Source organism: Ensifer sp. D2-11, from assembly GCF_054161295.1.
This window is the reverse complement of sequence record NZ_CP096435.1, coordinates 492211-518720: the sequence shown is the minus strand read 5'-3', so window position 1 is coordinate 518720 and position 26510 is coordinate 492211. Positions and strand designations below refer to the sequence as shown.

The following is a 26510-nucleotide window of genomic DNA, read 5'->3' as shown; positions in this document are numbered from 1 at the left end:
GGGGGGCGTCATGAGCACCATCGATCCGACGGTGGCGGAGGCCGGCGATGCCGCCGCCACTACCAATTACGGCCGAAACATTTCTCCGGTCCTGCTCGCGGCGGCGCTGGCCTGGGCTGCCACGGCCGGGCTAATTGAATACTGGGCGGAGATCATTCCGCAACCCTATGGCCGCGAACTGGCTGCGATCTGCCTCGGTATCGCGGTTATCGCCGCGCTGACCGCATTGAGCGGCACTGTCTTCGGCCGTGTCGCATCCATCCTGCGCTATTACGGACCGTGGCTCATCGTCGCGGCCGTGATCCTTGCCGTTTGGGAAATCGTGACCGCAAAGACGGGCATTCTGCCGGTGCCATTTTTCTCCTCTCCCCAGAGCATGCTGGAAGTGTTCTTCGATGATTGGGAGCGGCTTGGCACCAGTGTCGCCTATTCCGTTCTGTTGCTTGCCAAGGGCTACTTCTTCGGCGCGTTGGCCGGGTTCGTCACCGGCGTTACAATCGGCTGGTCGCGTACGGCTAGCTATTGGGTGCATCCGCTTTTGCGCCTGATCGGCCCTCTGCCGGCGACGGCCTGGCTGCCTCTCGCCTTCTTCATCTTCCCGACGTCGGGTTCCGCCAGCGTCTTCCTGATCGCGCTCGCCACGGCCTTTCCGGTAACGATCCTCACCTGGTCCGGCATCGCGAGCGTTAACCGCGACTACTACGACATTGCGCGTACACTCGGGGCGAAGTCTTCGTTCCTGATCCTGAAAGTTGCGATCCCGGCGGCACTGCCGCACGTCTTCGTCGGCCTGTTCATGGGCCTTGGCACTTCCTTTGCGGTGCTCGTGGTCGCGGAAATGCTGGGCGTCAAGGCAGGGCTCGGCTGGTACCTGCAATGGGCGCAAGGTTGGGCAGCCTACAACAACATGTATGCGGCGCTGCTGGTAATGGCCCTGATGTGCTCGACGCTCATCACCGCGCTTTTCCGCATCCGCGACTGGACGCTTTCCTGGCAGAAGGGACTCGTCAGATGGTAACTGCTGCTTTGAGATCGACAGGCCCCGCTGCCGGCGGAGATGTGGAGCCGGCGGGAGTGCAGGTCGACATACGCGATGTCTCCCACAGCTTCGAACTGGAAGGAGCCCCGCTGCCGGTGCTGGATCGGGTAAGTTTCACGGCCGAGCCCGGCTCCTTCGTGGCATTGCTCGGGCCTTCTGGCTGCGGGAAGTCGACGCTTTTGCGTCTGCTCGCCGGGCTCGATCACCCGCGTTCGGGAGGCGTGGCGGTCGGCGGGGTGCCGGTCGCAGAGCCGGACCCTTCCCGCATCCTGGTCTTCCAGGACCCTACTCTCTTCCCCTGGCGCACGGTCTGGGACAATGTCGCGCTCGGTCTGGAGGCGCAGGGCATCCTCAGGAGCAATCGCGCCCGGGTCGACAGGGTCCTTGAGCTCGTCGGGCTGAAGGGTTTCGACAAAGCCTATCCGCACCAGCTTTCAGGCGGTATGGCGCAACGCGTCGCGTTAGCGAGAGCGCTCGTCAACGAGCCACGGCTGCTGCTCCTGGACGAGCCGCTCGGCAAGCTCGACTCGCTCACACGGCTCGCCATGCAGACCGAGCTCGTCTCGCTTTGGAAGCGCGCCCGGCTGACGGCGCTTCTGGTGACGCATGACGTGGAGGAAGCAATCTTCCTGGCGGAGCGGGTGATCGTCTTCGGTCCGCGGCCGGCGCGCATCGTCGCCGATATCGCTGTCGACCTCCCTTATCCGCGCCATCGCGGCGATGCGCGTCTTGCCGAGCTTCGCCAGAAGGCGCTGCAGCATCTCGGCTTGGCGGCCACCTGGTAATCCAACAAGGAAACCATCATGAAGTTTCGGACAATGGCTCTCGGCATCGCGGTCGGCACGGCGGCGCTCGGGACAAGCCTCTTCGCCGCGCCGGCCATGGCGCATATCATGTTCGAGAACGGGGCGGTTGCGGCGGGCACTACGACAGAGTTCGTGCTGCGCGTTCCGCATGGCTGCGGCGGATCGCCGACAGTGGCGGTTCGGGTCGCGGTGCCGAAGGAACTCGAAGGTGTCGAGGCCCTGCCAAAGCCCGGCTGGAAGCTCTCGGTCGTCACCGATGGCCTCCATCAGGTGAGCGCAGACGCAAATACCGCCCATTCCAATGGCGGTGAACCGCAGGTGAAGGAGCTCGTCTGGTCTAACGGGCGGCTGGAGGACGCCGTCCGGGACACATTCGTCTTCCGCGCATCCGTAAACAAGACGGCTACCGGCCGCATCTTCGTGTCCGTCGTGCAGCAGTGCGAGATCGGTATCGAGCGCTGGATCGAAATTCCCGCTGCAGGTGGATCGTCCGATGACCTGAAATACCCTGCGCCATCCGTCGGCGTCGAGCCGTGAGGCCGGTCCTCATCGCGGCGCTCTTCCTCTTCGCCGTCGCCGGTCTCTTCGCCGGTCATGCGACCGCGCATGCGAACCTCGTCTCTGCCGATCCTCATGATGCGGCGGTCCTGCCGGAATCGCCGGCGCGGATTGTCCTGCGCTTCTCCGAGGCGGTCACCCCGCTTGTCGCCCGGTTGATCCATCCAGACGGCCGGACCGATGTCCTGTCCGCGCCGGCGGTCGAAGGGTTTTCCGTCATCTATGCGGCACCCGGGCTTGGCCGCGGAACCTATGTGCTTTCCTGGCGCGTCACCTCGTCCGATGGTCATCCGATCGGCGGCGGCCAGACCTTTTCAATCGGAGAGGCGAGCACAACGGCGGCCCGTCCCGATCCTTCAGCGGACGGAAGCGTCCATCTGGGCCTCTGGGCGTCGCGCTTCGCCTTGACGCTCTCGATCGCTTTCGGATTGGGTAGCGTCTTCTTCTACAGGTTCTGCGGCATCGCTCCAGATCCACGCCTGCGCAGAGCACTCATCGTCCTGCTGTCCCTTGGACTGATCGCAGCGCCGGCAGTTATTGCGTTCCAGGGCCTGGACGCCCTGGGCGAACCGATGTCGGCGATCGGGAAGACGGAGATCTGGTCGGCCGGGCTGCACGCCACGTCCTATGGACGCGCCACGCTTCTCGCGGTGTTCGGCGTGACAAGCGCGGCCCTTGCTCTTGCGGGCCCTGCGGCGGTGCAAAGGCATTGGGCCTTCGTCGCCTTCCTTTTCGCCGGCCTGTCGTTTGCGGCCGCCGGCCATGCGGCGGCGGCTTCGCCCCGTTTCCTCACCACGCCGGCAGTTTTCCTCCATGCGCTCAGCCTCATTGCCTGGTTTGGCGCCTTCATTCCATTGGCGGACGTATTGGCACGCAGGCAAGAGGGGGTTGCGCGGCAGGCGCTCACGAGCTTCTCGAATATGATCCTGCCGGTGATCTTCGCCCTTTCGGCAAGCGGTTTTTTCCTTGCGGCAATTCAGCTCGAGCGAATGTCGGCGCTCTGGACGACGGACTATGGTTTCACGCTGATGGCCAAACTCGGCGTCGCGGCTTTTCTTTTCCTTGCCGCGGCGGTCAATCGATTCCTCCTGACGGGTCCTGCTCTCGCGGGCGGATCGCCTGCGCGCAAGCGGCTCAGGCGCAGCATCCAGGCCGAGATCGCACTGTCCGTAGCCGTCGTCGCAATCCTGGGGCTGTGGCGATTCACGCCGCCGCCCCGCGCGCTCGCCGCCGCCGCATCGCCAACGGCTACGATCCTGCCGCGCAGCGGCGGCTTGGAAGCAAGACTGACGCTGACGCCCGCGCGTGTCGGGCGAGCTGCCGTGTCGGCCGAGGGCTTCCGGCTCGATGGCAAGGCCTTCGCGCCGCTCTCGGTAACCATCGAACTCTCCAAGCCGTCCCATGGCATCGGTCCGTTCAGCCGCAAGGCGGCGAAACAGGGGGAGCGATTTGCGGCGGAAGGTTTCGTGCTGCCCCTCGACGGCTTCTGGGTGGTTCGCGTCACAGTGCTCGTCGAAGATTTTCAGTCGATCGTCCTCACCGATATTTTCGACGTCCAAGCAGCCGTTCGGCGAAAAATTCTTTCACCGCATCAGGCGCAGTCGCGCAATAGTATATTTCAAGGGTCATCGCATGCTGCCTAGGGCGGGATCAGGAGAGGTGCGTCAGGTTTTCCGCCCGCAGCCCGCGTCGCAACTTATGAAACGTTCACGTTCTGATTTTAGGTCGGATCGAGCTTAAATCATCGTGATCTAGTCCAGAACGGTAGCTTAAAGCAGGAGACGGAGAATGGCCGACAAACACCATCAGCACGATCACGATCATCAGGGAGAGGACCGCTGGAAGCATAACGGCGTTCGGGTCATCAAGGGCGACCAGCTCGACGCCAACACGGCTCAGACGCCGGGCATGTATCGGCAGGCGGCCATCAACCATGCCCGCGTCGGCGCCCAGAAGATCTGGGCCGGAACGGTTGCGATCGAGCCCAATGCCAAGACCGGCGTGCATCATCACGGGCCGCTTGAAAGCGTGATCTTCGTGCTCCGCGGCAAGGCGCGCATGCGTTGGGGCGACAGGCTCGAATATGTGGCCGAAGCCGGACCCGGTGACTTCATCTACGTGCCGCCATACGTGCCGCACCAGGAAATCAATGCGGATCCGGAAAATCCGCTCGAATGCGTGCTGGTCCGGTCCGATAACGAGGCGGTCGTGGTCAACATCACCGATGTCGACCCGGTCGAAAAGCCAGAGGAAGTCTACTGGGTGGATCCGATCCACAAACATCCCGGCTGACTGGACGTTTTTCCGGAGCACTTCCAGACTAAAGCAGGGGAACTGTCCGAGTGCGAGATCGAAGGACGGGCCCCTCGGCGAGGCCTGCCAAGGTGCGCACTTTCAGGCAGTGTCGATATCCGTTTTCGAGAAATCATCGCCTTTGAACAGAAGGGGAAGGCGGTTTTCCTTGGCGCAGGCATAGGAGAAGCAGTCACCAAAATTCAGTCGCGCCGGGTGCGCGACAAAACGGCCATAGTTGCGAGCCGCTTCAATGGCCTTGTCATGTAGGGAGCCACTCACGGACACTTCGCGCGCGCCGATCGTCTCCATAAACTTCGCTACGTCCTCTTGAACCTCATCGATCAACTCGGGCGGAGTAGGGGCCCGATCGCCGAACTGCGAGATCGAGACTATATACGGGCTAAGCTGATCACCGTCTCGAACATCGAAAGCGCCGAGTAAATCTTAGGATTTTCCGACATTTCGATCTTGGCGAGGAGGTAACCTGCTTCTTCTTCACCGGCCAGGATGGCCACGATTGCCGACGCGTCCAAGACCATCATATCTCCCACGTGTCGCCGGTAAATTTCTTCATGTCGAAGTCTGGCTTGTTTGGTCCCATCTTGGCTCGCACACTGTCCTGAATCTTCCTGACGCGCTCTTTCAGCGGCACAGCTTGTTCCACTCGCGCCAACTCATTTTCCAGAGCGCGTCTGACCGCTTCGGTCTTCGTCGGGGCTTTGGTGACCTGCTGCACCTTCTTTGCCAGCGCATCGACATCGTCATCGCGAATGTAGAGAGACATGACCTGTTCCTCGTGTATATGCAGTGTGAAATATTCGAATATATCGGTTGGAATATACATTAAGCGCAAGGATCAGGGCGCATCCGCCTCTCCAATCGGTTTTCGGTCAGGGGCGAAGAGAATGGTAGGGAGCGTCGCCCGCTCGTTTCTGCTAAGCTCGAAAATGTATGGACTTTGACCAGCAAACCACGGCAAAGGCGGGGCTTCCAATGAGCGATCCAAAACCCGAAAGGCTCCACCTAACCTTGGCTGAGCTGATCAGCGAACAAATTGAGCAGCGTCATGCAACAGAGCTGCGAGCCGTGCTGTCAACCGGAAACGAAATTACGATGCATGGAAGGTTCACAGTCGGCAGTGACTTTATAATCTACAGGACTGCAAAGGATGGTAGCGGCAAATGGGCGATGACTCCCTTTGCTCATATCGTCCAGCTGGCAATCTAATTTTCGTCCGCGCTGCCGGGTTCAACTTCGACGCGACACCGATGCAGCCGGTAAGCCACATCTTGCCTCTCTGCTACTATGCTCCCTGGGGCAATCTGGCGTTTCTTCTACGCCGGCTATCGCTATTCGGCTGGCCTGATCCGGCTTGGCCGTCTGGATGGCGGCGTCGAGCCCTTGTGCACACGGGGAAAGTTTCCGCTCCGCATCGAGCGCGTGTCCTGAAGGTCATGCTCGCAGCTGTTCTGCGCTGCCGCCTTCAGGCAACGGCTGTCCGTCACATTCGAAGCCGTTCGCCTTCCGGGTCGAATGGCGGCCGTTCCAGGATGACTGCGTCATGGGGGCGGCCGAGGATGGCGACACTCACCTTGTCGCCCGGTTTCGCCATTTCAGCCTTGATGTAGCAGAGCGCCAGCGACATGCCGACCGTATAGCCGTAGGCGCCGGATGAAACCTGGCCGATCGGGGTGCCGTCATGGAGAAAGATCGGCTCGCCGCCGGTAGCATCCGCATCCGTGGCGTCGATCGATATCATGGCGAGCTTCTGCCTCGCACGCTTGCCTGCGATTTCCTGATAGGGGGCCTTGTTCAGGAACGCGTCCTTGTCGAGCTTGATCAGCCGGTCGAGAGCGCATTCCTGCGGCCAGTATTCCGGCGAATACTCGCGGCTCCAGCTGCCATAGCCCTTTTCGATGCGCAGCGAGGCGAGTGCGCGTGAGCCGACCGGGCCCGCGCCGAGATCCGCACCGGCCTCCAGCAAGGCGTCGTAGAGCGCGACCTGCCTTTCGGCGTCGCAGTAGAGTTCCCAGCCGAGATCGCCGGTGAAGGAGACGCGCAGCGCGACGACCTCGACGCCGCCAACGCGCATCCTGCGCGACCGCATGAAGGGGAAGTTCTCGTTTGAAAGGTCGTCATTCGTCAGGCGCATCAGCAATTCGCGCGATTTCGGCCCGGCGATGTTGAAGGCGCAAAGACGCTCCGTGAGCGAGGTGAAGGTCGTTCCCTCGGGAAGCGGAACCGCATTGAAGAAGCGCTGATGGTAGCGTTCCGCCATGCCTGAGCCGAAGATCATGAACTCGTCGTCGCCGAGCTTCGTCACCGTGAAATCGCCCGCAATGCCGCCCCGCTTGCCAATGAGAGGCGTCAGGCACGAGCGGCCGACACCAGTGGGCATGCGATTGGCGAAAAGCGCGTTCAGCCAGTCGGAGGCACCCGGCCCCTTCACTGCGTATTTCGCAAAGTTGGAAATGTCGATGATTCCGGCGCTTTCGCGCAGCATGCGGGCCTCGCGGCCGACGGGCGCCCACCAGTTCTGGCGGGTGAAACCGATCGTTTCTTCCTTCGGCTCACCATCGGCGGAGAACCAGAGGGGATGTTCCCAGCCGAAATTCAGGCCGAAGACGGCGCCCATCGCCTTCTGTTTCTCATAAGCCGGCCGGGTGCGAACCGGGCGCCCGGCCGCCCGCTCCTCATTGGGGAAATGGATCTTGAACCGGTGGCTGTACTGGTCCTGAACGCGCGCCTTGGTGAAGGCCTTGTTCGCCCAGTGGCCGAAGCGGGCCATGTCCCAGCCGAACATGTCGAGCGACGGCTCGCCCTCGATCATCCATTCCGCCGCAAGCTTGCCCATGCCGCCCGACTGCGAGAAGCCGGGGATGATGCCGTTGCAGCAGAAGTAGTTCGCCATTTCCGGCACGGGGCCGAAGAGGACCGCGCTATCGGGCGACCAGATCATCGGCCCGTTGATGACGCGCTTGATGCCCGCCGTTCCGACCACCGGCACGCGGTCGATCGCGCGCATCATGTTTTCCTCGATGCGTTCGAGGTCATCGGGGAAGAGTTCGTGACCGAAGCCGAGCGGCGTGCCCTCCTCGGCCCAGAAGCGCATGTCGCGCTCATAGGCGCCGATCAGCAGGCCCAGGCCCTCCTGCCGGAGGTAATACTCGCCGTCGCGGTCCGCGACGGAGGGCAGCCGCCGGTCGAGGGCGGCGATCTCCGCTATGGTCTCGGTCACGAAATACTGGTGTTCCGTCGGCATCAGCGGAAGTTCGAGGCCGGCCATGGCGGCGACTTCACGGCCCCATAGTCCCGCAGCGTTGACGACCCAACGGGTGCGGATGTCGCCCTTCGGGGTGCGCACGATCCAGCTGCCGTCCGCTTGCGCCTCCGTACCGGTGACGGGCGTGAAGCGGTGTATTTCGGCGCCGCGCTTGCGCGCGCCTGCGGCATAAGCCATCGTCACGCCGGAGGGGTCGACATTGCCGCCCTCCGGCTCGTACATGATGCAGCGGATGCCGTCGAAGTTGACGAGTGGATGAAGACGCTCCGCTTCATCACGGCCGATCTCGTAGAAGTTCATCTTATAGCGGCGCGCCTTGGCCTCCTGGAGCCTTAGCTGGTGCTCGCGCGCCTCGGTCTGCGCAAGATAGAGCGATCCTGGCTGGAAGATGCCGCAGCCTTGCCCGGTCTCGACCTCCAGCTCCTTGTAGAGCGCCATCGTATAATGCTGAAGCAGGCTGATGTTGGTGGAGTCGTGCAGGCCGTGGATGTTGGCGGCCGCATGCCAGGTCGATCCCGACGTCAGTTCGCTGCGCTCGAGAAGCACGACGTCGGACCAGCCGAGCTTGGTGAGATGGTAGAGAATGGAGCAGCCGATGAGACCGCCGCCGATGACGACCGCTTGAGCGTGGGAGCGCATGGAAATCCAGCCTTGAAACGATGACCTCTGCCGCCGGCGGATGTCTGCCGGCCGGCTTCAGTTTAGGGACGGGCCGTTGTTTGCAAAGCGGCGCAAAGCGGGAAATCGGCCCCTTTTGTCATCCGATGGACAAATAAAACGAGGTCATTGATCTCGCAATTTTCGTTTGTTGCCGGATGGGTTCCGGCTAGTCTGAAATCGGCCCTTTCCGGCATCGAGCCAATGGGTCACCGGTCAGCCGATCACCTTCTGAGCCTCGGCGACGATCCAGTCGCGCACCTTCGAGACGGTCGTTCCTTTGGATGCCTGTCCTTCGGCGAGGTAATAGTTCCACGCGCTTCTGGTGCGGATCTGAAACGGCTCGACAAGCAGGCCGCGATCCACATAGGTCCGCGCGAGCGACTGGGTGGTCACGATGCAGCCGGCGCCGCTCGCCGCCATTTCCAGCGCGATATTGGTGGAATTGGTGGAAAGCCGCTTGTCGTTCGCGGATGCGTCTATGCCGAGCGCATCGGCCATTTCCTGCCAGAACTCCTGCCGCCCGTGCACGGCGATCCAGTTCGTTTTAAGAACGTCGGCCGGCGTCCTGATCGCATTCTGGCCATGGACGAGCTGGGGCGCGCATAGAAGCACAAGCCGGTCGTTCCACAATTGCATGCCGCTTGCCGGCATGTTGTCGAAGCGGCGGATCGAAATCAGGATGTCGGCGATCTGCTCGGTCGAATCCTCCCAGATCGTGCCGTGCAGAAGGATTTCCACGTCCGGATGTTTCCTGCTGAACCCGGCGACGCACCTTGCCAGCCAGTTTTCGGCAAGGCTCGTCGGGCAGGAGATAACGACGGTCTTGTTGCGCGCCGACGCAAGGACCGCTTCGGTGGCGAAGTCGATCTGGTTCAGAGCCTGGCGCAGGGTGGGAAGAAAAGCCTCTCCCATCTCGGTCAGCTTGAGGCTGCGCGGATAGCGGATGAAGAGCTGACGCCCAAGATATTGCTCGAGTGCCCGCACATGATTGCTGATGGCGGCCTGCGTATAGCCCAGTTCGTTGGCCGCCTCGGTGAAGCTGAGATGCCGGGCAGAGCATTCGAAGGAGCGGATGTAGTTCAATGGCGGCGGCGGCTTCATTTGAGAGTTCCCCTTTTGCTCCATGCTAGTCAGGCCGGTCGGGGACTTGCAAGGTGCAAGCGTGCCATGACATGGTTTTTTTTGGCCATTGCCGCCGAACTTATCATGTGAAGACCGGTGCATGATTGGCCATAGTTTCGGTGAGCGGAACAGAAAAAGCACCAGTACCCGGAGCAGGGCTTTTTATGCCCAGCTGCGCGGATCAGGGGATGAAAGGCAGTTCTCGATGAGCGGCAGACGCGGCGGCGGAAGACGATCGCGGGCAATCCGGGGCGGCGACGGTATTTCGCAGCTGCCATGGCAGGAGGTCGTCAACACCTATGCCCCGATGCAGCTTCTCGACGAGGAGCGTCTCGAGGCGCTTCATCGCAATTCGATGCGCATCCTCTCCGAAATCGGTATCCGCGTCATGAGCGAAAAGGCGATGGCGCTGTTCGAGAAGGCGGGCGCAATCGTCGACCGCGAGAACCTGATGATCCGCATCGACGAATCCATCGTCGAGGCGGCGCTCGCCACGACGCCGTCTTCCTTCACGCTGACCAGCCGCAATCCCGAGAAACGGCTGACGATCGGCGGCAACACGATCGCCTTCGGCCTCGTGGCAGGTCCTCCGAACGTGCACGACCGGGTCAACGGCCGGCGGCAGGGCAATCTCGCGGATTACCAGAACTTCACGCGTCTCGCCCACCACTTCAACGCGATCCACATTCTCGGGAACCAGGTCTGCGCGCCGATGGAGCTGCCGGCCAATTCCCGGCACCTCGATACCTACAAGGCGAATATCACGCTTAGCGATCTCTGCTTCCACTGCACCGCCATCGGGCGGGGGCGGGCCGTGGACGGCATCAACATGATGGCGATCGCGCGCGGCATCAGTGTCGAGGAGATGCGCCAATCGCCTGGCGTCATCACGATCATCTCGGTGAACTCGCCGCGGCTTTTCGACGATGCGATGGCGGATGGGCTTATCGCCATGGCCGAGCACGGGCAGCCGGTGACCATCACGCCCTTCACGCTGATGGGCGCGATGACACCGGTGACGCTTGCGGCTGCACTCTGCCAGCAGAATGCCGAGGCGCTGTTCGGCGTCACGCTTGCGCAGCTCGTCAATCCGGGTACGCCGGTCATGTATGGCGCATTCACGTCCAATGTGGACATGCGTTCCGGCGCCCCCGCCTTCGGCACGCCGGAAAACGCCAAGGCCAACATCATCGCGGGCCAGCTCGCGCGGCGCTACAAGCTTCCCTATCGCACGTCGAATGCCAATGCCTCCAACGCAGTCGACCTTCAGGCGGCCTACGAGACGGAGATGGCAACCTGGGGTGCGGTGCTCGGGGGTGCCAACCTCATCTATCACGCTGCCGGATGGCTCGAAGGTGGCCTGACGGCCTCCTATGAGAAGCTGGTGCTAGACGTGGAGATCCTGCAGAACATGATGAGCTTTCTTGAGCCCATGCCATTCTCCGAGGACGATCTCGGTTTCGACGCCATAAAATCGGTACCGGCCGGAGGACACTTCTTCGGTTCCGAACATACGATGGCGCGATACGAAACTGCTTTCTACCAGCCGATGCTGTCCAACTGGCAGAATTACGGCAGCTGGCAGGAGGCCGGCGGGCACGACGCGCTGGAGCGCGCGACCGGCATCTGGCAGCAGGCGTTGCGCGAGTACGAGGAACCGGTAGTCGACCCGGCGATCCGGGAAGAGCTCGATGCCTACATGATCAAGCGGCGCGCCGAGATCGGCGCGGGCGAACCTTGAGGGGCAGATGAGGGATACGCAGGAAATCCGCTTTGCGGTTTTGATGTTTCCGAATTTTCCGCTGATGGCCTTCAGTTCCGTCATCGAGCCGCTGCGGGCTGCCAATACGCTGTCCGGCAAGCGCTGCTATTCCTGGGTTACGGTGGCCGCCGGCGAGAAGATCACCGCGTCGAACGGCATCGGTATCGAGCCGGACTTCCATGTGCGCAACGCACCTGAGGTCGACCGGATCGTCGTATGTTCGGGCGGTGATGCAGAGCATCTCGTTGCGGACGAGGAGATGGCGTGGATCCGCAAGAATCTCCGATCCGGTGCGCAACTTGGTGCGGTGGCCGACGCCGCCTTCTTCCTGGCGCGCAAAGGGCTACTCGACGGCCACTCCTGTACGCTCCATTGGACCAGCCAGCCGGCCTTCAAGGAAGCGTTCCCGCATCTCGACATGCGCTCGGATCTTTATGTGATCGACCGCCGCCGCTTCACCTCCGTCGGCGGCATCGGCAGCCTCGACATGATGCTGGACATGATCGGACGGGATTATGGCGCCGAGCTCGCCGACGGCGTCGCCGGCTGGTTCATGCACAGCCCGTTGCGGCCTGACGCCGATCGGCGGAAGCTGACCTTGCGCATCCGGAGCGGCATCGCCGACGGCCTCGTCCTTTCCGCGGTGGCTATGATGGAGGATGCGATCGAGGACGTATTGCGGATCGAGGATATGGCCGGCCGGCTGAATGTCTCGTCCGATAAGCTCGAACGCGCCTTCAAGGCCGAACTTGGCGTGTCGCCCAACAGCTATTACCGCAATCTTAGGCTTGGTCATGCGGCAGACATGCTGACGCATTCCAGCCTCAAGGTGAATGAAGTCGCCGTCGCCTGCGGTTTCGGAAATGCCGCCAACTTCTCCCGCGCCTTCAAAGAGCAGTTCGGTTATGTCCCGCACAGCGTTCGCCGCCGCGTCTCGCGGGCGGGCGAGGCGCCCCGCGCAGTCGCGGGGCTGAAATAATGAAACTTCGCGGATTTTGGCATAGATACTGCGGAATCTGCGCAAATGCGCGCTCCGACTCTTCTCCATCCTGCTGGAAAAGGAGAATGTCATGAGCATTGTTGTATTCGATCCCGACAGCGTGGATGACGTGGACTTCAAGGACCGGATGCGCCATCCGCAGGCAGCCGATCCGGCCGGCGGCATGTGGCTTTCGGACACGGAACCGTCCTTCATCGACGCCGACGCCCTGCGCAAGGGGAGGCTGAAGAAGCTTCGCGACTGGATGCGCGCGGCCGGTTACGGCGCGGTGGTCCTTTTCGACCCCTATAACCAGCGCTACGCGACGGGCTCCCGAAACATGTTCGGGTATTTCCTGCGCAACTCCACCCGCTATTTCTTCATCCCCGCTGAAGGTCCGGTCGTCCTCTTCGAATATCCGCAGAGCTATCACGTCTCGATGGTCCTCGACACGATCGACGAGGCCCGCCCTTCCAAGCTTGTCTGGTCCTCCGTCTCCGGTAAGGACGACGAGACCGCCGGGCCGTTCGCGGACGAGATTACCGATTTGCTAAAGCAGCATGGCGGCGGGTCGATGAAGCTCGGCATGGACCGCTGCAGCCACCTCCAGGCACTGGCACTCGAAAAGCGCGGGTGCGAGGTGAAGGACTGTCAGGGCGAAATTCTCGCCGTCAGGGCCGTCAAGACTCCTGAAGAGATCAAATGCCTTCAGGTATCCATGGCCGGCGCCGAAGCTGCCGTGGCCGCCGTACGCGAAGCGATCAAGCCGGGCGTTTCCGAAAACGAGCTCTTCGCGATCATGTATCATGAAGTGATCCGGCAGGGCGGGGAGTTCATCGAGACCCGGCTGCTGAGTTCCGGCCAGCGAACCAATCCCTGGTTCAACGAGGCAAGCGGCCGCAAGATCAGGCCGGGCGAACTCGTGGCCCTCGATACCGATACGATCGGCTGCTACGGCTACTATTCCGATTTCTCGCGAACCTTCCGCTGCGGTCCTGGCAAGCCGACCCCTTACCAGAAATCGCTCTACCGGATGGCCTACGACCAGGTTCAGCACAATATCGACATCGTCAAGCCGGGCATGGCCTTCCGCGAGATCGCCGAAAAGGCCTGGAAGATACCAGACCGCTTCGTCGATCAGCGTTACACCTCCGTGATGCACGGCGTCGGCATGCACGGCGAGACGCCGTTCATCGCCCATGCGATGGACTACGAGACCTACGGTCGCGATGGACATCTCGTGCCCGGAATGGTCGTCTCGGTGGAAAGCTACATCGGCGAAAAGGGCGGCCGCGAGGGCGTGAAACTCGAAGACGAGATCCTCATCACGGAGAACGGCACGGAGCTCCTGTCGCGCTTTCCCTATGAGGACGAATTCCTGAGCGGGGAGACTTGATGAAGAAACCGTTGCGGATCGACCGTGCGAAAGCCGCCGCCCTTTTTATCGATCTCCAGGAGGAGCATCGCCACGACGAGCGCTATCTCGTCGACGGTTACGATATGGTGCTCGGCAATGCCGCACGCCTTCAGGAGGCGGCCCGCCGAAGCGGCATCCCCGTCTTTCACTGCGCCTATATCGTCGATCTCGCCGACAATCTTCGCCCGTTCCATCCGATCGGACCGGATGGACGTTCCGCCTTTAGCGACAAGGACGATCCGCTCACGGCGATCTGCCCGGAGGTCGCTCCGCTTCCGTCGGAGCGGCTGCTCGTCAAAAACGAAGCGAGCGCCTTCGGCAGGAGCCCATTGATCGGCGAATTGCGGGACGCAGCCGTGGAATGGCTGGTGATCGCCGGCGTCTGGACCGAGGCTTGTGTCGATGCAACGGTAAAGGACGCGATCAACCTTGGGCTGCATGTCTTGCTCGTCAAGGATGCATGCGGCAGCGGCGGCCCTGCGATGCACCAGACCGGCATTCTCAACCTGGCGAACCGGCTCTATGGCGGCGCGGTCGTCGACACCGAAGCCGCTTGCGCCCTTCTGGAAGGAGACACGGTCGAAGCATGGCGGGTCGAGGGATCGGTGCCCCTGCGCTACACTTTCGAGAATGCCGCTAAACTTTACGGCGAACTCTGACGAGCGTTGATAGGGGCACGCATCAGAGCGGAGGGCCGGGTGTCCCGGCGGGATCCCGCTCTGATTTATTGGGATCGGTCACGCGCATGGTTTCAGGTCGGATCGGCCTGAGACATCGTGACCCAGTTTAGGAAAGGCAGGCCGCAACGAATGGAGATCGTACGGTTCATCATCGACAATCTGGACATCATAGGCACGCGGACCATCGAGCACATTTCGATCGTCTTCCTGGCGGTCGGAATTGCGATCGCGACGGCCGTGCCGATCGGGATTGCGATCACGCAGTCGAAGAGCACGGCCGACACCGTTCTCTATCTCGCCTCGATGATGATCACCGTTCCCTCGATTGCGCTGTTCGGCCTGATGATCCCGCTGCTCTCGCCGATCGGGCATGGCATCGGCTATGTCCCGGCGGTCGTAGCCGTCATTCTCTATTCCCAGCTTCCCATCATCCGCAACACCTACACCGCCATCACCAATGTCGATCCGGCGCTTCGGGAGGCTGCGAAAGGGATGGGGATGAGCACTTGGCAACGTCTGCGCCAGGTCGAAATCCCGCTTGCCATTCCGGTCATCATGGCCGGCGTCAGGACTGCCGTCGTCATGAATATCGGCGTAACGGCGATTGCGGCCTATATCGGCGCAGGCGGCCTCGGCACGTTCATCTCGCGCGGCATCAGCCAGTCCGATCCCCGTCAGCTGGTGACGGGGGCGCTGGCGGTCTCGCTGCTTGCGATCGCAGCCGACCTTTTCCTCGCGCTCGTGCAGCGCCTTCTCACGTCTCGCGGTATTCAGGGGGAGGTCACGCCATGATCCGGCTCGAGAATCTGACGAAACACTACGGCCCGGCGCATGCTCCGCTTATTGCGGTCGACAATGTAAGCCTCGACTTACCAACCGGAGAGATCTGCGTGCTGCTCGGTCCCTCGGGATGCGGCAAGACGACGACGATGAAGATGATCAACCGGCTGATCCAGCCCACCAGCGGCAAGGTCTTCATCAACGGCAAGGACACGAGCACCATTGATCCGATCAAGCTGCGGCGGACCATCGGCTATGTGATCCAGCAGATCGGCCTTTTCCCGAACAAGACGATTGAGGAAAATATCTGTGTCGTGCCGGACCTCCTCGGCTGGGATCGCCGCAAGTCGCGCGCCCGCGCCAAAGAGCTCCTCGAGCTTGTCGGCCTCCAGCCCGACCTTTTCCTTAAACGCTACCCGAAGGAACTTTCAGGCGGCCAGCAGCAGCGTGTCGGCGTTCTGCGCGCGCTGGCGGCCGATCCGCCGGTCATGCTGATGGACGAGCCGTTCGGGGCGATCGATCCGATCAACCGCGAAGCCATTCAGGAGGAGTTCCTGAAGATGCAGCGGGAGATTCGCAAGACGATCATCTTCGTCTCGCACGATCTCGACGAAGCGGTGAAGATGGCGGACAAGATCGCGATCTTCCGCAGCGGCAGGCTCGAACAATATGCCGCGCCCGACGAATTGCTCGCCCGTCCCGCCAACAGCTTCATCGAAGACTTCCTCGGCTCGGACCGGGCACTCAAGCGGCTGAGGCTCGTCTCGGTGCGCGACGCCATGGAGACGGGTTTCATCACGGTCCGGAGCGAGGACTCGGTCGAGCATGCGCTCGAGCGCATGCGATCGTCGCGCAGCGCTGCAGTCTTTGTGCTGAACGCCGACGGCGCACCGCAGTCTCTCTTGAGCGAGCAAGTGGCGGAGTTGCGCTCCGGTACCGTGGGCGATCATGCGGAACCGGTAAAGTCTGCCGTCCCGACCACTGGCGATCTTAGGCAGGCCGTATCGATAATGTTCGCCCACGACATGCCGCTGCTGCCCTGCGTTGACGAGAGCGGCCGGATGGCGGGCGTGATGAGCTACCGTTCCATCGTGCACAATCTCGGCCATGGAGCAAAGGCATGAGCGCTCTCGTCAGCCCGGCCGCACCGCAGCAAAGCCGCCGGATAGAGACCGCGCCGTTGATCGTGCTCATCGTGCTGGCCGGAACCGTCGCCTGGCTGTGGTGGAGCGGCATGGCAGAGGAAATCCTCGCCTATTCCGACGACATCTCATATCTCATCGTGCAGCATCTGGAGCTGGTCGCCTGGGCTGGAGGGCTCGCCATCCTTGTGGCCGTACCGGTCGGCATCGTGCTTTCGCGGCCCGCCTTCCGCCTTTTTTCGGAGGCGGTGATGCAGGTCTTCAATATCGGCAGCACCGTGCCGACGCTTGCGATCCTGGCGCTTTCCATGACGCTGCTCGGGATCGGTACGGTGCCCGCGGTCTTCGGTCTCTGGGCGGCCACCCTCCTGCCGATCGTGCGCAACACCTATGCCGGCCTGCGCGCCGTGCCGCCGCACCTTGTGGAGGCCGCAACCGGCATGGGCATGACGCCGGGCCAGGTGCTGTGGCGCGTCGAACTTCCAAACGCCCTCTTCGTGATCTTTGGCGGCATCCGCACCGCGCTCGCGATCTGCGTCGGCTCAGCGCCCTTGGTCTTTCTGATCGGCGCGGGCGGGCTTGGCGAACTGATCTTCACCGGGATCTCGCTGGACGAACTCCCGATGATGATGGCCGGGGCAATTCCCACGGCAATGCTCGCGGTCCTGGTCGATTTCATCGTCGGCCAGATTCAGTACTACCTCGTTCCACGGGGCATCAATCCGCTGCGATAACAAAATGAGAGAGAGGAACTGAAATGAACTTCGCACCGAAAATTGCCAAGACCCTTCTGTCGGCGGCCGCCATCGCGCTCGTCACGACGACCGCCTGGGCCGCCACCCTTACCGTCGGCGGGAAAAACTTCACCGAGCAGCTGATCATCGCAGAGATCACCAAGCAGCTCCTCGAGAGCAAGGGACACACCGTCGACAAGAAGGACGGCATGGGCACGAAGATCGTCCGCGCCGCACTGGAGAACGGCGAGGTCGATCTCTACTGGGAATATACGGGGACGTCGCTCATCACCTTCAACAAGGTGACGGAACGGCTTTCGCCGGAGGAGACTTATAACCGCGTCAAGGAACTCGACGGCGAAAAAGGCCTCGTCTGGCTGGCGCCGTCCGCGGCGAACAACACCTACGCCTATGTCATCAAGCCGGGCAACGCCAAGACGGACGGCATGGAGACGATCTCCGACCTCGCCAAGGCGTATAACGACGGCAAGGATATACTCATGGGCACGACGGCCGAATTTCCGAAGCGTCCGGACGGCCTGATCGGCCTGCAAGAGGTCTACGGCTTCGAGACCGGGCGCGCCAATGTGCGGCCGATGGACCTTGGTCTCGCCTATAATGCGCTGGCCAACGGCGATCTCGACACCATTGCCGCGCAGGCCACCGACGGCCAGATCGCGGCACTCGGCTTGAAGACGCTGAAGGACGACAAGGGCTTCTTCCCCAACTATGCGCTGACCCCGGTCGTCCGCAAGGAAGTGCTCGACGCGAATCCGGATCTCAAGGAAACGCTCGAAGCGGTCTCGAAGAAGCTCGATGACGCCACGATGCAGCGTTTGAACAGCCAGGTCGATGTGGAGAAGAAGACCATCGAAACGGTCGCCGCCGACTATCTGAAGTCGCTCGGCATGTAAAACGCGCCGCATTTATCGACGAACGTCTCGTCCCGCCTGCAGGTTTCCTGCCGGCGGGCGGGAAGGATGCGTGCCGGAGAACCCGGCGCAGATATACCGGCTCGGCCGTGCCGGCCGTCTTTTCGAGGAGCGAGAATGGTCAAAATATCAAGCGTCCGCGTCCGCCCGCTGGTTCTGCCGCTCAAGCAGCCTTACCACTGGTCCTACGGCACCCGCGAATCTTTTGCGGTCAACCTTATCGAGATCGAGGCGGATGACGGCACGGTCGGCATCGGCGAATGCACGGTCGCGCCGGACCAGACCGGTACGGCGGCGATCCTTTATCGCCTCGCCAAACATCTCGTCGGCCATTCGCCTCACGACGTGGCACCGCTCATCGCGCGCATCTTCCACCAGGAATATCTCGGGCATGGCGCCAATATCATGCGGGCGGCCAACCAGATATTTTCCGGCATCGACATGGCCATGTGGGATCTTCAAGGCAAGCTCGCCGGCCTGCCGGTTCACCAGCTGCTTGGGGGCGCTCACCGGAAGGCGGTCGGCTACTTCTATTTCCTGCAGGGCGAAACCGCCGAGGAGCTTGCGCGCGATGCCGCCGTCGGCCACGCCCAGGGCGAGCGGGTCTTCTATCTCAAGGTCGGCCGCGGAGAGAAGCTCGACCTCGAGATCACCGCGGCGGTTCGCCGCGAGATCGGCGATGCGCGCCTGCGCCTCGATGCGAACGAAGGCTGGAGCGTCCATGATGCGATCAACATGTGCCGCAAGCTCGAAAAATACGACATCGAATTCATCGAGCAGCCGACCGTCAGCTGGAGCATTCCGGCCATGGCGCATGTACGCGAAAAAGTCGGTATTCCGATCATTGCGGATCAGGCTGCCTTCACGCTCTACGACGTCTATGAGATATGCCGCCAGCGTGCTGCGGACATGATCTGCATCGGCCCGCGCGAGATCGGCGGCATACAGCCGATGATGAAGGCGGCAGCCGTGGCGGAGGCCGCCGGACTGAAGATCTGCATCCACTCTTCCTTCACCACCGGCATCACCACCTGCGCGGAGCACCATATCGGGCTTGCCATTCCCAATCTCGACGACGGCAACCAGATCATGTGGCAGCTCGTCCAGAAGGATATCGTCTCCTCGCCCGATCTGGCGCCCAAAAAGGGCTGGCTCGATGCCTTCAGGAAGCCCGGACTGGGTTTCCAGCTCTCCGAAGACCTGGTCGCCGAAGGCGAAGGGCGCTACGCGGCAAGCCGATGACGCCGGTCGAGACCTCCCGGGAAGAGATCGAGGCAGTTTGCCTCGAGGCGCTGACGGTCCATGGTGCGGCAGCCGAAAACGCACGCGCCGTGGCGAGCGCGATCGCCACGGCGGAGGCCGACGGCAATCGCGTCTGCGGCCTTTACTACCTGCCGATCTTCTGCGGGCACCTGGCGGTCGGAAAGGTCGATGGAGAAGCCGTTCCTGAGGTGAGGACGTGCGGTGTGACGGTCACGGTCGACGCAAGATCCGGCTTCGCACATCCCGCCATAGCCGCCGGCACGCCGGCCCTGATCGACCTCGCACGCCAGGCGGGCCTCGCGGCAATGGCGGTGCGCAACTCCTATAATTGCCTCGCGCTCGGCCATCACGTCCGGCCCCTTGCCGACGCCGGCCTGATCGGCATCTGCGTTTCGAATGCGCCTGCCTCCGTTGCGCCGCCCGGTGCGACGCGGGCGCTCTTCGGCACGAATCCGCTTGCCTTCGCCGTACCTTCGAAAGAAGGGGCTCCGGCAGTCGTCGTCGATCAGAGCATGAGCGCCGTCACCAAGACGGAGATGATCCTGCGCCGCGATCGCGGCGAGGCAATCCCGATCGGCTGGGCGCAGGACGGGAACGGACAGCCGACGACCGACGCGGCCACCGGGCTGGAAGGTTCGCTGCTGCCCGCCGGCGGTCGCAAGGGCGCCAATGTCGCCCTTCTCGTGGAAATCCTTGCTGGCGCCCTGACCGGTTCGGCCCTCAGCACGGAGGCGAGCGCCTTCGGAAACGACGAGGGTGGGCCGCCGCATGTCGGCCAATTCCTGATCGCCATCGACCCCGGTCACTTCGCCGCCGGTCACTTCTCCGAAGCGATGGATAATCTGGTCGCCTCCCATGAGGCCGCCGGCGTAAGGCTTCCCGGCCACTCCGGACGAAAGCAGCCCGTTTGCGTCGATGCCGATCTCTGGAAGGAGGCCGTTTTGCTTTCGAAGTCGAAGAACCGCCAGGAGCCTGGATCGAGGTAAAAAGTCAGCTCATCATCGATGGGCGGTCGTGTCGGTCTTGCGAAATCGCATACACTGCCATATATTTTGCACAGGAAATATGTTCCTGGATATGACGCACTATGGCTCAGGCTCAAAAGATCCAAAGCGATGGCGGACCGCTGATACTGTCCTACATGGACAAGGGCGGAAAGATCGCGGTTCAGCAGGTCGCGGACGGCTTCGGCATGTCGAAAACGCAACTTGCCGAAACGGCCGGGCTTGCGCGTGAAACGCTCTACCGGCTGGAGCGCAGCCGGGGGACGAAGACGCAGAACCGCCTGCGCGAAATGCTCGAGATCATCAGCCGGGTCACCGACTGGGCGGGCGGCAAGGAGCAGGCAATGGCGTGGTATCGCGCCCAGCCGCTCCCGGCATTCGGCGGGCGAACGGCCGAAGCTCTGGTGAAGGACGGCAAGGCGGCGGCCGTGCGCGATTATCTCGATCACATGGCCCTCGGGGGCTTTGCTTGAGGTTCAGGGGAACCTGCTATCGCGCGCATGACCCTCGCTGGGCTTTCAAACCTGCATCCGGCGAGGGCGCGGCAATAAAGGGCGCGCGCTTCAATCCGAAGGGCGTGAAGACGCTTTACCTTGCACTCAGCATCATGACAGCGGTCAAGGAGGCCAATCAGGGCTTCGCCCATCGTATCGATCCTTGCGTTCTTTGCTCCTACGACATCGATTGCGCTGACATCGCTGATCTTACGACGGAGAGGGGGAGGGCGGAACACGGGGTATCGCTGGAGGAGATGGCCTGCAGCTGGGCGGGCGCGCTTGCCGAAGGGAGGCGTCCGGCTTCCTGGGCCATTTACGACCGTCTCCATCCGCGCGGGACCGCCGGCATCCTGGTTCCGAGTTTCGCACCGGGGAGCGAACCGGGAGACCGGAATCTCGTCCTTTGGACGTGGGGACCGGATCTGCCGCATCGCGTCGACGTGTATGATCCAAGTGGCCGGCTTCCTAGGGATCAGCTCTCCTGGGGTTGAGTGTGGCATTACGCCGGAATTGCGCCGGGGACTTTCCGGTCCATTTCCGGAATGCACGGTGAAAGGCGCTCGGCTCGGAAAAGCCGAGCTCGACGGCAAGCTGGGCCACATTCGTCCGGCCATCAGCGAGGGCTTCCATCGCAAGCGCCCGGCGCAGGTCCTCCTTGATCGATCGATAGGTCTGGCCCTCCTGCTTCAATCTCCGCCGAAGGGTCGGCGCTGCAATCCGCATGCGCGCGGCAAGCGCCTCGAAACCGGGCCAGGCGGATGGAGCCGTGGCATGGAGCCGCTGGCGTATTGCCGCGGACAATCCCGCGTCGTGGCGATAGCGCACGAGAATATTTGCAGGCGCATGCCGGAGGAACTGCTTCAGCGCCCGCTCGTCACGGATGGGCGGCAGTTTCAGGTACTCGGCATCGAAGACAAGCCGCGTCCGGGGCTGATCGAAGTGGACGGGCGCGCCGAAGAAGAGCCGATAATCGGTTCCGGCGGGTGGCGCACTGCAGCGGAAGTCGACCCAGCGGATCGGAAGCCGGCGCCCGATCAGCCAGCAATTGACGCCATGCACGATGATCCAGAAGGTACGGTAGGCGAAGGCGGAGCGCGTCGCCCCGGCGTCCTTCAGGACAATCTGTGCCAGTCCGTTTTCGACGACCAGCTCGCCATGCGGATCCTCGAGGACCACCCTTAGGAAGCGCAGTGCTCGCCGGAGCGCATGTTCGAGCGTCACGGTCGAAAGAATGGCGTGGCACAGCAATGCGAAGCTGCCGGCGCGCATCGGCCGTGCGCCCTCGCCGAAAAACTCGTCATCCATCGCCTGCGCGACCGCATGCCAAAAGGCGCCGTATTGTTCGGCCGGAACTGGCCCGGTGACGATGGATGGCAGGCCGACTTGTGCAAGGAGGGGTCCGGCATCCACTCCGTGGCGCCGGAGGCATTCGAGCGTGTCGTCCATGAAACATGGGGCGATCATCCGGCGTTCCATGGGCGACGGTCCCTTCTCGGCGAATATTGCAAAAGCGATCACATAAGCTGAGCCATTCGGTCATTGCATACCATATTTTTCCTCTGCATCATCCCGGTTGGAAACAGTTGGAGCTGGAGCCTATGCAACTCAAGAGCCGCGTCTTTATCGTCACTGGGGCCAGTTCCGGACTCGGCGCGGCTGTGACGCGCATGCTGGCTCAGGAGGGCGCGACAGTGCTGGGGCTGGACCTGAAGCCGCCACCGGGGGAAGAGCCTGCCGCCGAGCTCGGCGCGGCGGTGCGCTTCCGAAATGCCGACGTGACGAATGAGGCCGACGCCACCGCCGCTCTGGCATTTGCGAAACAGGAATTCGGGCACGTCCACGGTTTGGTGAATTGTGCCGGCACAGCGCCCGGCGAGAAGATTCTCGGCAGGAGCGGCCCGCACGCACTGGACAGTTTCGCCCGCACGGTCGCCGTCAACCTGATCGGGACATTCAACATGATACGGCTTGCCGCCGAGGTCATGTCGCAGGGAGAGCCGGACGCCGACGGCGAGCGGGGGGTGATCGTCAATACCGCCTCTATCGCCGCTTTCGACGGGCAAATCGGCCAGGCCGCCTACGCTGCGTCGAAGGGCGGCGTCGCCGCCCTGACGCTTCCGGCCGCGCGCGAGCTCGCGCGTTTCGGAATTCGCGTCGTCACCATTGCGCCGGGCATCTTCGATACGCCGATGATGGCCGGCATGCCTCAGGATGTTCAGGATGCGCTCGCGGCAAGCGTGCCCTTTCCCCAGCGCCTTGGTCGGGCCGAGGAGTATGCCGCCCTCGTGAAGCATATTTGCGAGAATACGATGCTCAATGGCGAGGTCATCCGCCTCGACGGGGCTTTGCGCATGGCGCCCCGGTAAGCATGGCCATGCAGGGAGGTTCGAATGAACAAGCAGGATCCTGTGGTCATCGTCGGGCAGGCCCGAACCCCGCTTGGCAGTTTCCAAGGTGGGTTGAAGGACCTTTCCGCCGCCGACCTCGGCGCGGCCGCGATTGCCGATGCTCTGAAGCGCGCCGGACTTGCGCCGGATGCGGTCGATGAGGTGATGTTCGGTTGTGTCCTGACCGCGGGACAGGGACAGGCGCCAGCCCGTCAGGCTGCGCTCGGTGCGGGTCTTCCGCCCGGCGTCGGCGCGACCACCGTGAACAAGATGTGTGGTTCGGGCATGAAGGCGGCGATGCTGGCGCATGACCTGATCAAGGCGGAATCGGCCTCGATCGTGGTTGCGGGCGGCATGGAAAGCATGACCAATGCCCCCTATCTGCTCGACCGCGCGCGGCAGGGCTATCGCATCGGGCACCAGAAGGTTCTGGACCACATGTTCCTCGATGGGCTGGAGGATGCCTATGACAAGGGGCGCCTGATGGGCACCTTTGCCGAGGATTGCGCGGAAGCCTATCAATTCACCCGCGGCGCCCAGGATGCGTATGCCATTGCGTCCCTCGAGAAGGCGCAAAAGGCAAGTGCCGACGGCAGCTTTGCGGAGGAGATCGTCCCCTTGAGCATCTCCTCGGGCAAGGGGGAACGGACCGTCAGCCTGGACGAGCAGCCGCAGAAGGCGCGGCTCGACAAGATTCCTTTGTTGAAACCGGCTTTTCGCGACGGCGGCACGATCACGGCCGCGAACGCCTCTTCGATTTCCGACGGGGCGGCGGCGCTGGTGCTGATGCGCCGGTCGGCGGCGGATAAACAGGGCATTGGGCCTCTGGCGATGATCTGCGGTCATGCCACCCATGCGGACGCCCCCAGTCTCTTTCCGACGGCGCCGATCGGAGCGATCAAGACACTCTGCCGGCGCATCGGCTGGGACATCGGCGAGGTAGATCTCTTCGAAATCAACGAGGCCTTTGCCGTCGTGCCGATGGCGGCAATGCGCGAGCTCGGCCTTGATGCGGAAAAGGTGAACGTCCACGGCGGGGCCTGCGCGTTGGGCCATCCAATCGGCGCCTCGGGCGCCCGGGTGATCGTCACGCTCGTCAATGCGCTGCGCCGCCGTGGACTCAGACGCGGCATCGCCTCCGTGTGCATCGGCGGCGGCGAGGCGACCGCAATGGCGGTGGAGATATCGGGCTGATTGGATGACGGGGCGCCCGTGTCGGCCCGGCCACGTGTGGCGGGGTTCACGTTGATCCGGGTTCACCGGCGTCCGGTCGGCTTGCGATCGCTTCTGCCAATGATAAACGTAGGTAACTACCTATATGGAGCTGAGCCGTGAACATTACGAAAAACGGTCCGGTAATCATCACCGACCGCGGCAAGCCTTCCGATGCCCTGGCGACCTATGACGAATTCGGGCGCTTGACCGGCAAGCAACGCAGCCTTGGCGACTCTCTCGCCCTGACCGGCCTGTCGGCAATCGATTTCGTGCTCCACCGCGTCGAGATCTGGCGCCGCGATGTGGACTTGTCTTGAGGTATTTGCTGGACAGCGGGTCGTTTCCAAACTGCGCAACGACGGATATGCCGGTTGATGATGCGGCTGCGGCACGCTGCGGCCACCAGCATGGCCCCGACCCGGCGCAGCAAGGACGAGGTGCTGATTGCAGAGGCTCGCCACCTTGGAGAAAGGTCGAATGACGACAATCACAGTGGACGATGCGCTCGATCGCGCCGGAATCGGCGCCTACCAGCGCCGCCTCATCGCCATATTCGGTCTGGTTTGGGCTGCCGATGCCATGCAGGTGCTGGCGGTTGGCTTCACGGCCGCATCGATCGCCGCCACTTTCGGCCTGACGGTTCCGCAGGCACTGCAGACGGGGACGCTTTTCTTTCTCAGAATGCTGTTCGGCGCCGCGGGCTTCGGCAGGCTCGCGGACCGGATCGGCCGCCGGCGCGTCCTGATCGCCACCGTCCTTTGCGATGCCGTCTTCGGTCTGCTGTCTGTCTTCGCGCAGAACTTTACCGTTTTGCTTCTGCTGCGGTTTCTCACAGGCGCGGCTGTCGGTGGCACACTGCCGGTCGACTACGCGATGATGGCGGAGTTTCTGCCGGCCCGGAATCGCGGCCGCTGGCTGGTCATGCTGGAAGGCTTCTGGGCTGTCGGCACGCTCATCGTGGCGCTCGCCGCATGGGCTGCGAGCCTCGCAGGCGTCGCGGATGCCTGGCGATACATCTTTGCAGTGACGGCGATCCCGGCACTGATCGGCGTCGGCCTGCGTTTCCTTGTGCCGGAATCGCCGCTCTATCTGCTCCGCCTGGGGAAGACGTCCGAGGCGAAGGCCATTGTCGACCAGATCCTCGTGATCAACGGCAAAATGCAACTTGGCGCCGACACATCCCTGGTGTCGCCGCCGCCGGCGGTAAGTGCCGGTATTTTTTCTGCGGATTTGCGCAAGCGCAGTCTGATGATCTTGGCTATCTGGTTTCTGGTCTCGATATCCTATTACGGCGTCTTCACCTGGATGCCTCCGAGGCTCGCAGGCGAGGGCTTCGGCTTCGTTCGAGGCTACGGCTTCCTCGTTGTCTTGGCATTGGCCCAGATCCCCGGCTATGCGCTGGCTGCCTACGGTGTCGAGAAATGGGGCCGCCGGCCGACCCTGATAGGCTTCTGCTTGCTGTCGGCGCTCGGTTGCCTGCTCTTCGTGGCGGCGGAAACGGCCATGCTGATCGGCGTCTCGCTCTTGATCATGAGCTTCGCCCTGCTCGGCACATGGGGTGCGCTTTATGCCTATACGCCGGAACTCTATCCCACCGCATCGCGGGCGACAGGCATGGGCGCGGCAGGCGCCATGGCCCGGCTGGGAGGCTTGCTCGCCCCGTCGCTGATGGGGCTCGTGGTGGCGCAGAGTTTCGGTCTGGCCATAGGCATCTTTGCCGGCCTTCTGCTCGTGGCTGCCGTTGCGGCCTTTCTGATCGACGCCGAGACGCGCCGGGTATCGCTCGCCTGAGATCTCCGCAACGATGTGAGATCTCTTGCGTATCCCAGGATGCCGTTCCTCATGCCCACGGCGGCATCGTGTTGAGGCGGGACCCAAACAAAACGAGGAAGAACGCGATCAAATGGCAACCACGCGTGCTCGCCCGGGGACGCGTCGGCACACAGAGACTTGCT

The 26510-nt window shown here is 62.7% G+C and carries 28 protein-coding genes and 1 pseudogene; 23 read left to right on the top strand and 6 right to left on the bottom strand.

The window, feature by feature from the left end; all coding sequences use genetic code 11:
- The first annotated feature begins 10 nt into the window (after positions 1 to 10).
- From M1D34_RS28295 to M1D34_RS28275, 5 genes are all read left to right on the top strand, one after another.
- Positions 11 to 1018, top strand: coding sequence for an ABC transporter permease (locus M1D34_RS28295; RefSeq protein ID WP_498786066.1), 1008 nt, complete (start codon positions 11 to 13; stop codon positions 1016 to 1018).
- On the top strand, positions 1012 to 1824 hold the full coding sequence (locus M1D34_RS28290) for an ABC transporter ATP-binding protein (protein ID WP_498786064.1): 813 nt from the start codon (positions 1012 to 1014) through the stop codon (positions 1822 to 1824). Before M1D34_RS28295 ends, M1D34_RS28290 begins: the two co-directional genes overlap by 7 nt.
- 18 nt (positions 1825 to 1842) lie before the next feature.
- A complete protein-coding gene (locus M1D34_RS28285) occupies positions 1843 to 2382 on the top strand; it encodes a YcnI family copper-binding membrane protein (RefSeq protein ID WP_498786062.1) in 540 nt (179 codons plus the stop codon).
- Entirely contained in the window at positions 2379 to 4046 is a 1668-nt protein-coding gene (locus tag M1D34_RS28280; RefSeq protein ID WP_498786060.1) for a copper resistance CopC/CopD family protein, read from the top strand. The genes M1D34_RS28285 and M1D34_RS28280 overlap by 4 nt, the downstream gene beginning before the upstream one ends.
- Positions 4047 to 4191: 145 nt before the next feature.
- Positions 4192 to 4695, top strand: coding sequence for a cupin domain-containing protein (locus M1D34_RS28275; protein ID WP_127595136.1), 504 nt, complete (start codon positions 4192 to 4194; stop codon positions 4693 to 4695).
- Positions 4696 to 4797: 102 nt separating this feature from the next.
- Here the strand turns inward: M1D34_RS28275 and M1D34_RS28270 are convergent, their stop codons facing one another.
- The 3 genes from M1D34_RS28270 to M1D34_RS28260 all read right to left on the bottom strand — a co-directional run bounded on the left by M1D34_RS28270 (position 4798) and on the right by M1D34_RS28260 (position 5482).
- Positions 4798 to 5007 (bottom strand): PIN domain-containing protein, encoded by a 210-nt coding sequence (locus M1D34_RS28270; protein ID WP_498786058.1) that lies wholly within the window; start codon positions 5005 to 5007, stop codon positions 4798 to 4800.
- An 80-nt stretch (positions 5008 to 5087) separates the two neighbouring features.
- Positions 5088 to 5237, bottom strand: a complete 150-nt coding sequence (locus M1D34_RS28265) for a hypothetical protein (RefSeq protein WP_498786056.1) — start codon at positions 5235 to 5237, stop codon at positions 5088 to 5090.
- On the bottom strand, positions 5237 to 5482 hold the full coding sequence (locus M1D34_RS28260; RefSeq protein WP_498786055.1) for a type II toxin-antitoxin system VapB family antitoxin: 246 nt from the start codon (positions 5480 to 5482) through the stop codon (positions 5237 to 5239). Before M1D34_RS28260 ends, M1D34_RS28265 begins: the two co-directional genes overlap by 1 nt.
- A 209-nt stretch (positions 5483 to 5691) precedes the next feature.
- Here M1D34_RS28260 and M1D34_RS28255 point away from each other — a divergent pair, with 209 nt between their 5' ends.
- A complete protein-coding gene (locus M1D34_RS28255; protein ID WP_127595142.1) occupies positions 5692 to 5925 on the top strand; it encodes a hypothetical protein in 234 nt (77 codons plus the stop codon).
- Positions 5926 to 5993: 68 nt separating this feature from the next.
- A pseudogene (locus M1D34_RS28250) lies at positions 5994 to 6147 on the top strand (cyclophilin-like fold protein); the annotation flags it as partial.
- 52 nt (positions 6148 to 6199) lie between these two features.
- Here M1D34_RS28250 and M1D34_RS28245 read toward each other — a convergent pair.
- Together M1D34_RS28245 and M1D34_RS28240 are read right to left on the bottom strand one after the other, a co-directional pair.
- Complete coding sequence (locus M1D34_RS28245; protein WP_498786053.1) at positions 6200 to 8620, bottom strand: GcvT family protein; 2421 nt, start codon at positions 8618 to 8620, stop codon at positions 6200 to 6202.
- Positions 8621 to 8854: 234 nt separating this feature from the next.
- Positions 8855 to 9742, bottom strand: coding sequence for a LysR substrate-binding domain-containing protein (locus tag M1D34_RS28240; protein ID WP_498786052.1), 888 nt, complete (start codon positions 9740 to 9742; stop codon positions 8855 to 8857).
- A 226-nt stretch (positions 9743 to 9968) separates the two neighbouring features.
- Here M1D34_RS28240 and M1D34_RS28235 point away from each other — a divergent pair, with 226 nt between their 5' ends.
- The 12 genes from M1D34_RS28235 (at position 9969) to M1D34_RS28180 (ending at position 21444) form a co-directional block, all read left to right on the top strand.
- Positions 9969 to 11504, top strand: a complete 1536-nt coding sequence (locus tag M1D34_RS28235; protein WP_498786050.1) for a trimethylamine methyltransferase family protein — start codon at positions 9969 to 9971, stop codon at positions 11502 to 11504.
- 7 nt (positions 11505 to 11511) lie between these two features.
- Positions 11512 to 12504 (top strand): GlxA family transcriptional regulator, encoded by a 993-nt coding sequence (locus tag M1D34_RS28230; protein ID WP_498786048.1) that lies wholly within the window; start codon positions 11512 to 11514, stop codon positions 12502 to 12504.
- Positions 12505 to 12595: 91 nt separating this feature from the next.
- A complete protein-coding gene (locus M1D34_RS28225; RefSeq protein ID WP_498786046.1) occupies positions 12596 to 13900 on the top strand; it encodes a M24 family metallopeptidase in 1305 nt (434 codons plus the stop codon).
- Positions 13900 to 14580: an isochorismatase family protein gene (locus M1D34_RS28220; protein ID WP_498786044.1), complete on the top strand. Its 681-nt coding sequence runs from the start codon at positions 13900 to 13902 to the stop codon at positions 14578 to 14580. The genes M1D34_RS28225 and M1D34_RS28220 overlap by 1 nt, the downstream gene beginning before the upstream one ends.
- A gap of 150 nt (positions 14581 to 14730) precedes the next feature.
- A complete protein-coding gene (locus tag M1D34_RS28215; RefSeq protein WP_003527007.1) occupies positions 14731 to 15393 on the top strand; it encodes an ABC transporter permease in 663 nt (220 codons plus the stop codon).
- Positions 15390 to 16505 (top strand): ABC transporter ATP-binding protein, encoded by a 1116-nt coding sequence (locus tag M1D34_RS28210; RefSeq protein WP_498786042.1) that lies wholly within the window; start codon positions 15390 to 15392, stop codon positions 16503 to 16505. The genes M1D34_RS28215 and M1D34_RS28210 overlap by 4 nt, the downstream gene beginning before the upstream one ends.
- Positions 16502 to 17257, top strand: coding sequence for an ABC transporter permease (locus M1D34_RS28205; RefSeq protein WP_498786040.1), 756 nt, complete (start codon positions 16502 to 16504; stop codon positions 17255 to 17257). Before M1D34_RS28210 ends, M1D34_RS28205 begins: the two co-directional genes overlap by 4 nt.
- 23 nt (positions 17258 to 17280) lie before the next feature.
- Positions 17281 to 18171: a glycine betaine ABC transporter substrate-binding protein gene (locus tag M1D34_RS28200; RefSeq protein ID WP_498786038.1), complete on the top strand. Its 891-nt coding sequence runs from the start codon at positions 17281 to 17283 to the stop codon at positions 18169 to 18171.
- 135 nt (positions 18172 to 18306) lie between these two features.
- Positions 18307 to 19431, top strand: a complete 1125-nt coding sequence (locus tag M1D34_RS28195; RefSeq protein ID WP_498786036.1) for a mandelate racemase/muconate lactonizing enzyme family protein — start codon at positions 18307 to 18309, stop codon at positions 19429 to 19431.
- Positions 19428 to 20438 carry an Ldh family oxidoreductase gene (locus M1D34_RS28190; RefSeq protein ID WP_498786034.1) on the top strand — a complete coding sequence of 337 codons (1011 nt, stop codon included), beginning with the start codon at positions 19428 to 19430 and terminating at the stop codon, positions 20436 to 20438. The genes M1D34_RS28195 and M1D34_RS28190 overlap by 4 nt, the downstream gene beginning before the upstream one ends.
- A gap of 101 nt (positions 20439 to 20539) precedes the next feature.
- Complete coding sequence (locus tag M1D34_RS28185) at positions 20540 to 20929, top strand: antitoxin Xre/MbcA/ParS toxin-binding domain-containing protein (RefSeq protein ID WP_003527013.1); 390 nt, start codon at positions 20540 to 20542, stop codon at positions 20927 to 20929.
- Positions 20926 to 21444: an RES family NAD+ phosphorylase gene (locus M1D34_RS28180; protein WP_498786032.1), complete on the top strand. Its 519-nt coding sequence runs from the start codon at positions 20926 to 20928 to the stop codon at positions 21442 to 21444. Before M1D34_RS28185 ends, M1D34_RS28180 begins: the two co-directional genes overlap by 4 nt.
- Here the strand turns inward: M1D34_RS28180 and M1D34_RS28175 are convergent.
- Entirely contained in the window at positions 21419 to 22429 is a 1011-nt protein-coding gene (locus tag M1D34_RS28175; protein WP_498786030.1) for an AraC family transcriptional regulator, read from the bottom strand. The two genes, M1D34_RS28180 and M1D34_RS28175, sit on opposite strands and share 26 nt — an antisense overlap.
- Before the next feature lie 122 nt (positions 22430 to 22551).
- Here M1D34_RS28175 and M1D34_RS28170 point away from each other — a divergent pair, with 122 nt between their 5' ends.
- The 4 genes from M1D34_RS28170 to M1D34_RS28155 all read left to right on the top strand — a co-directional run bounded on the left by M1D34_RS28170 (position 22552) and on the right by M1D34_RS28155 (position 26346).
- Positions 22552 to 23319: a 3-hydroxyacyl-CoA dehydrogenase gene (locus M1D34_RS28170; RefSeq protein WP_498786028.1), complete on the top strand. Its 768-nt coding sequence runs from the start codon at positions 22552 to 22554 to the stop codon at positions 23317 to 23319.
- 24 nt (positions 23320 to 23343) lie between these two features.
- Positions 23344 to 24534, top strand: a complete 1191-nt coding sequence (locus tag M1D34_RS28165; protein ID WP_498786027.1) for an acetyl-CoA C-acyltransferase — start codon at positions 23344 to 23346, stop codon at positions 24532 to 24534.
- A 137-nt stretch (positions 24535 to 24671) separates the two neighbouring features.
- Positions 24672 to 24872 carry a prevent-host-death protein gene (locus tag M1D34_RS28160; protein WP_498786025.1) on the top strand — a complete coding sequence of 67 codons (201 nt, stop codon included), beginning with the start codon at positions 24672 to 24674 and terminating at the stop codon, positions 24870 to 24872.
- 160 nt (positions 24873 to 25032) lie between these two features.
- Positions 25033 to 26346 (top strand): MFS transporter, encoded by a 1314-nt coding sequence (locus tag M1D34_RS28155; protein ID WP_498786023.1) that lies wholly within the window; start codon positions 25033 to 25035, stop codon positions 26344 to 26346.
- Positions 26347 to 26510 lie beyond the last annotated feature (164 nt).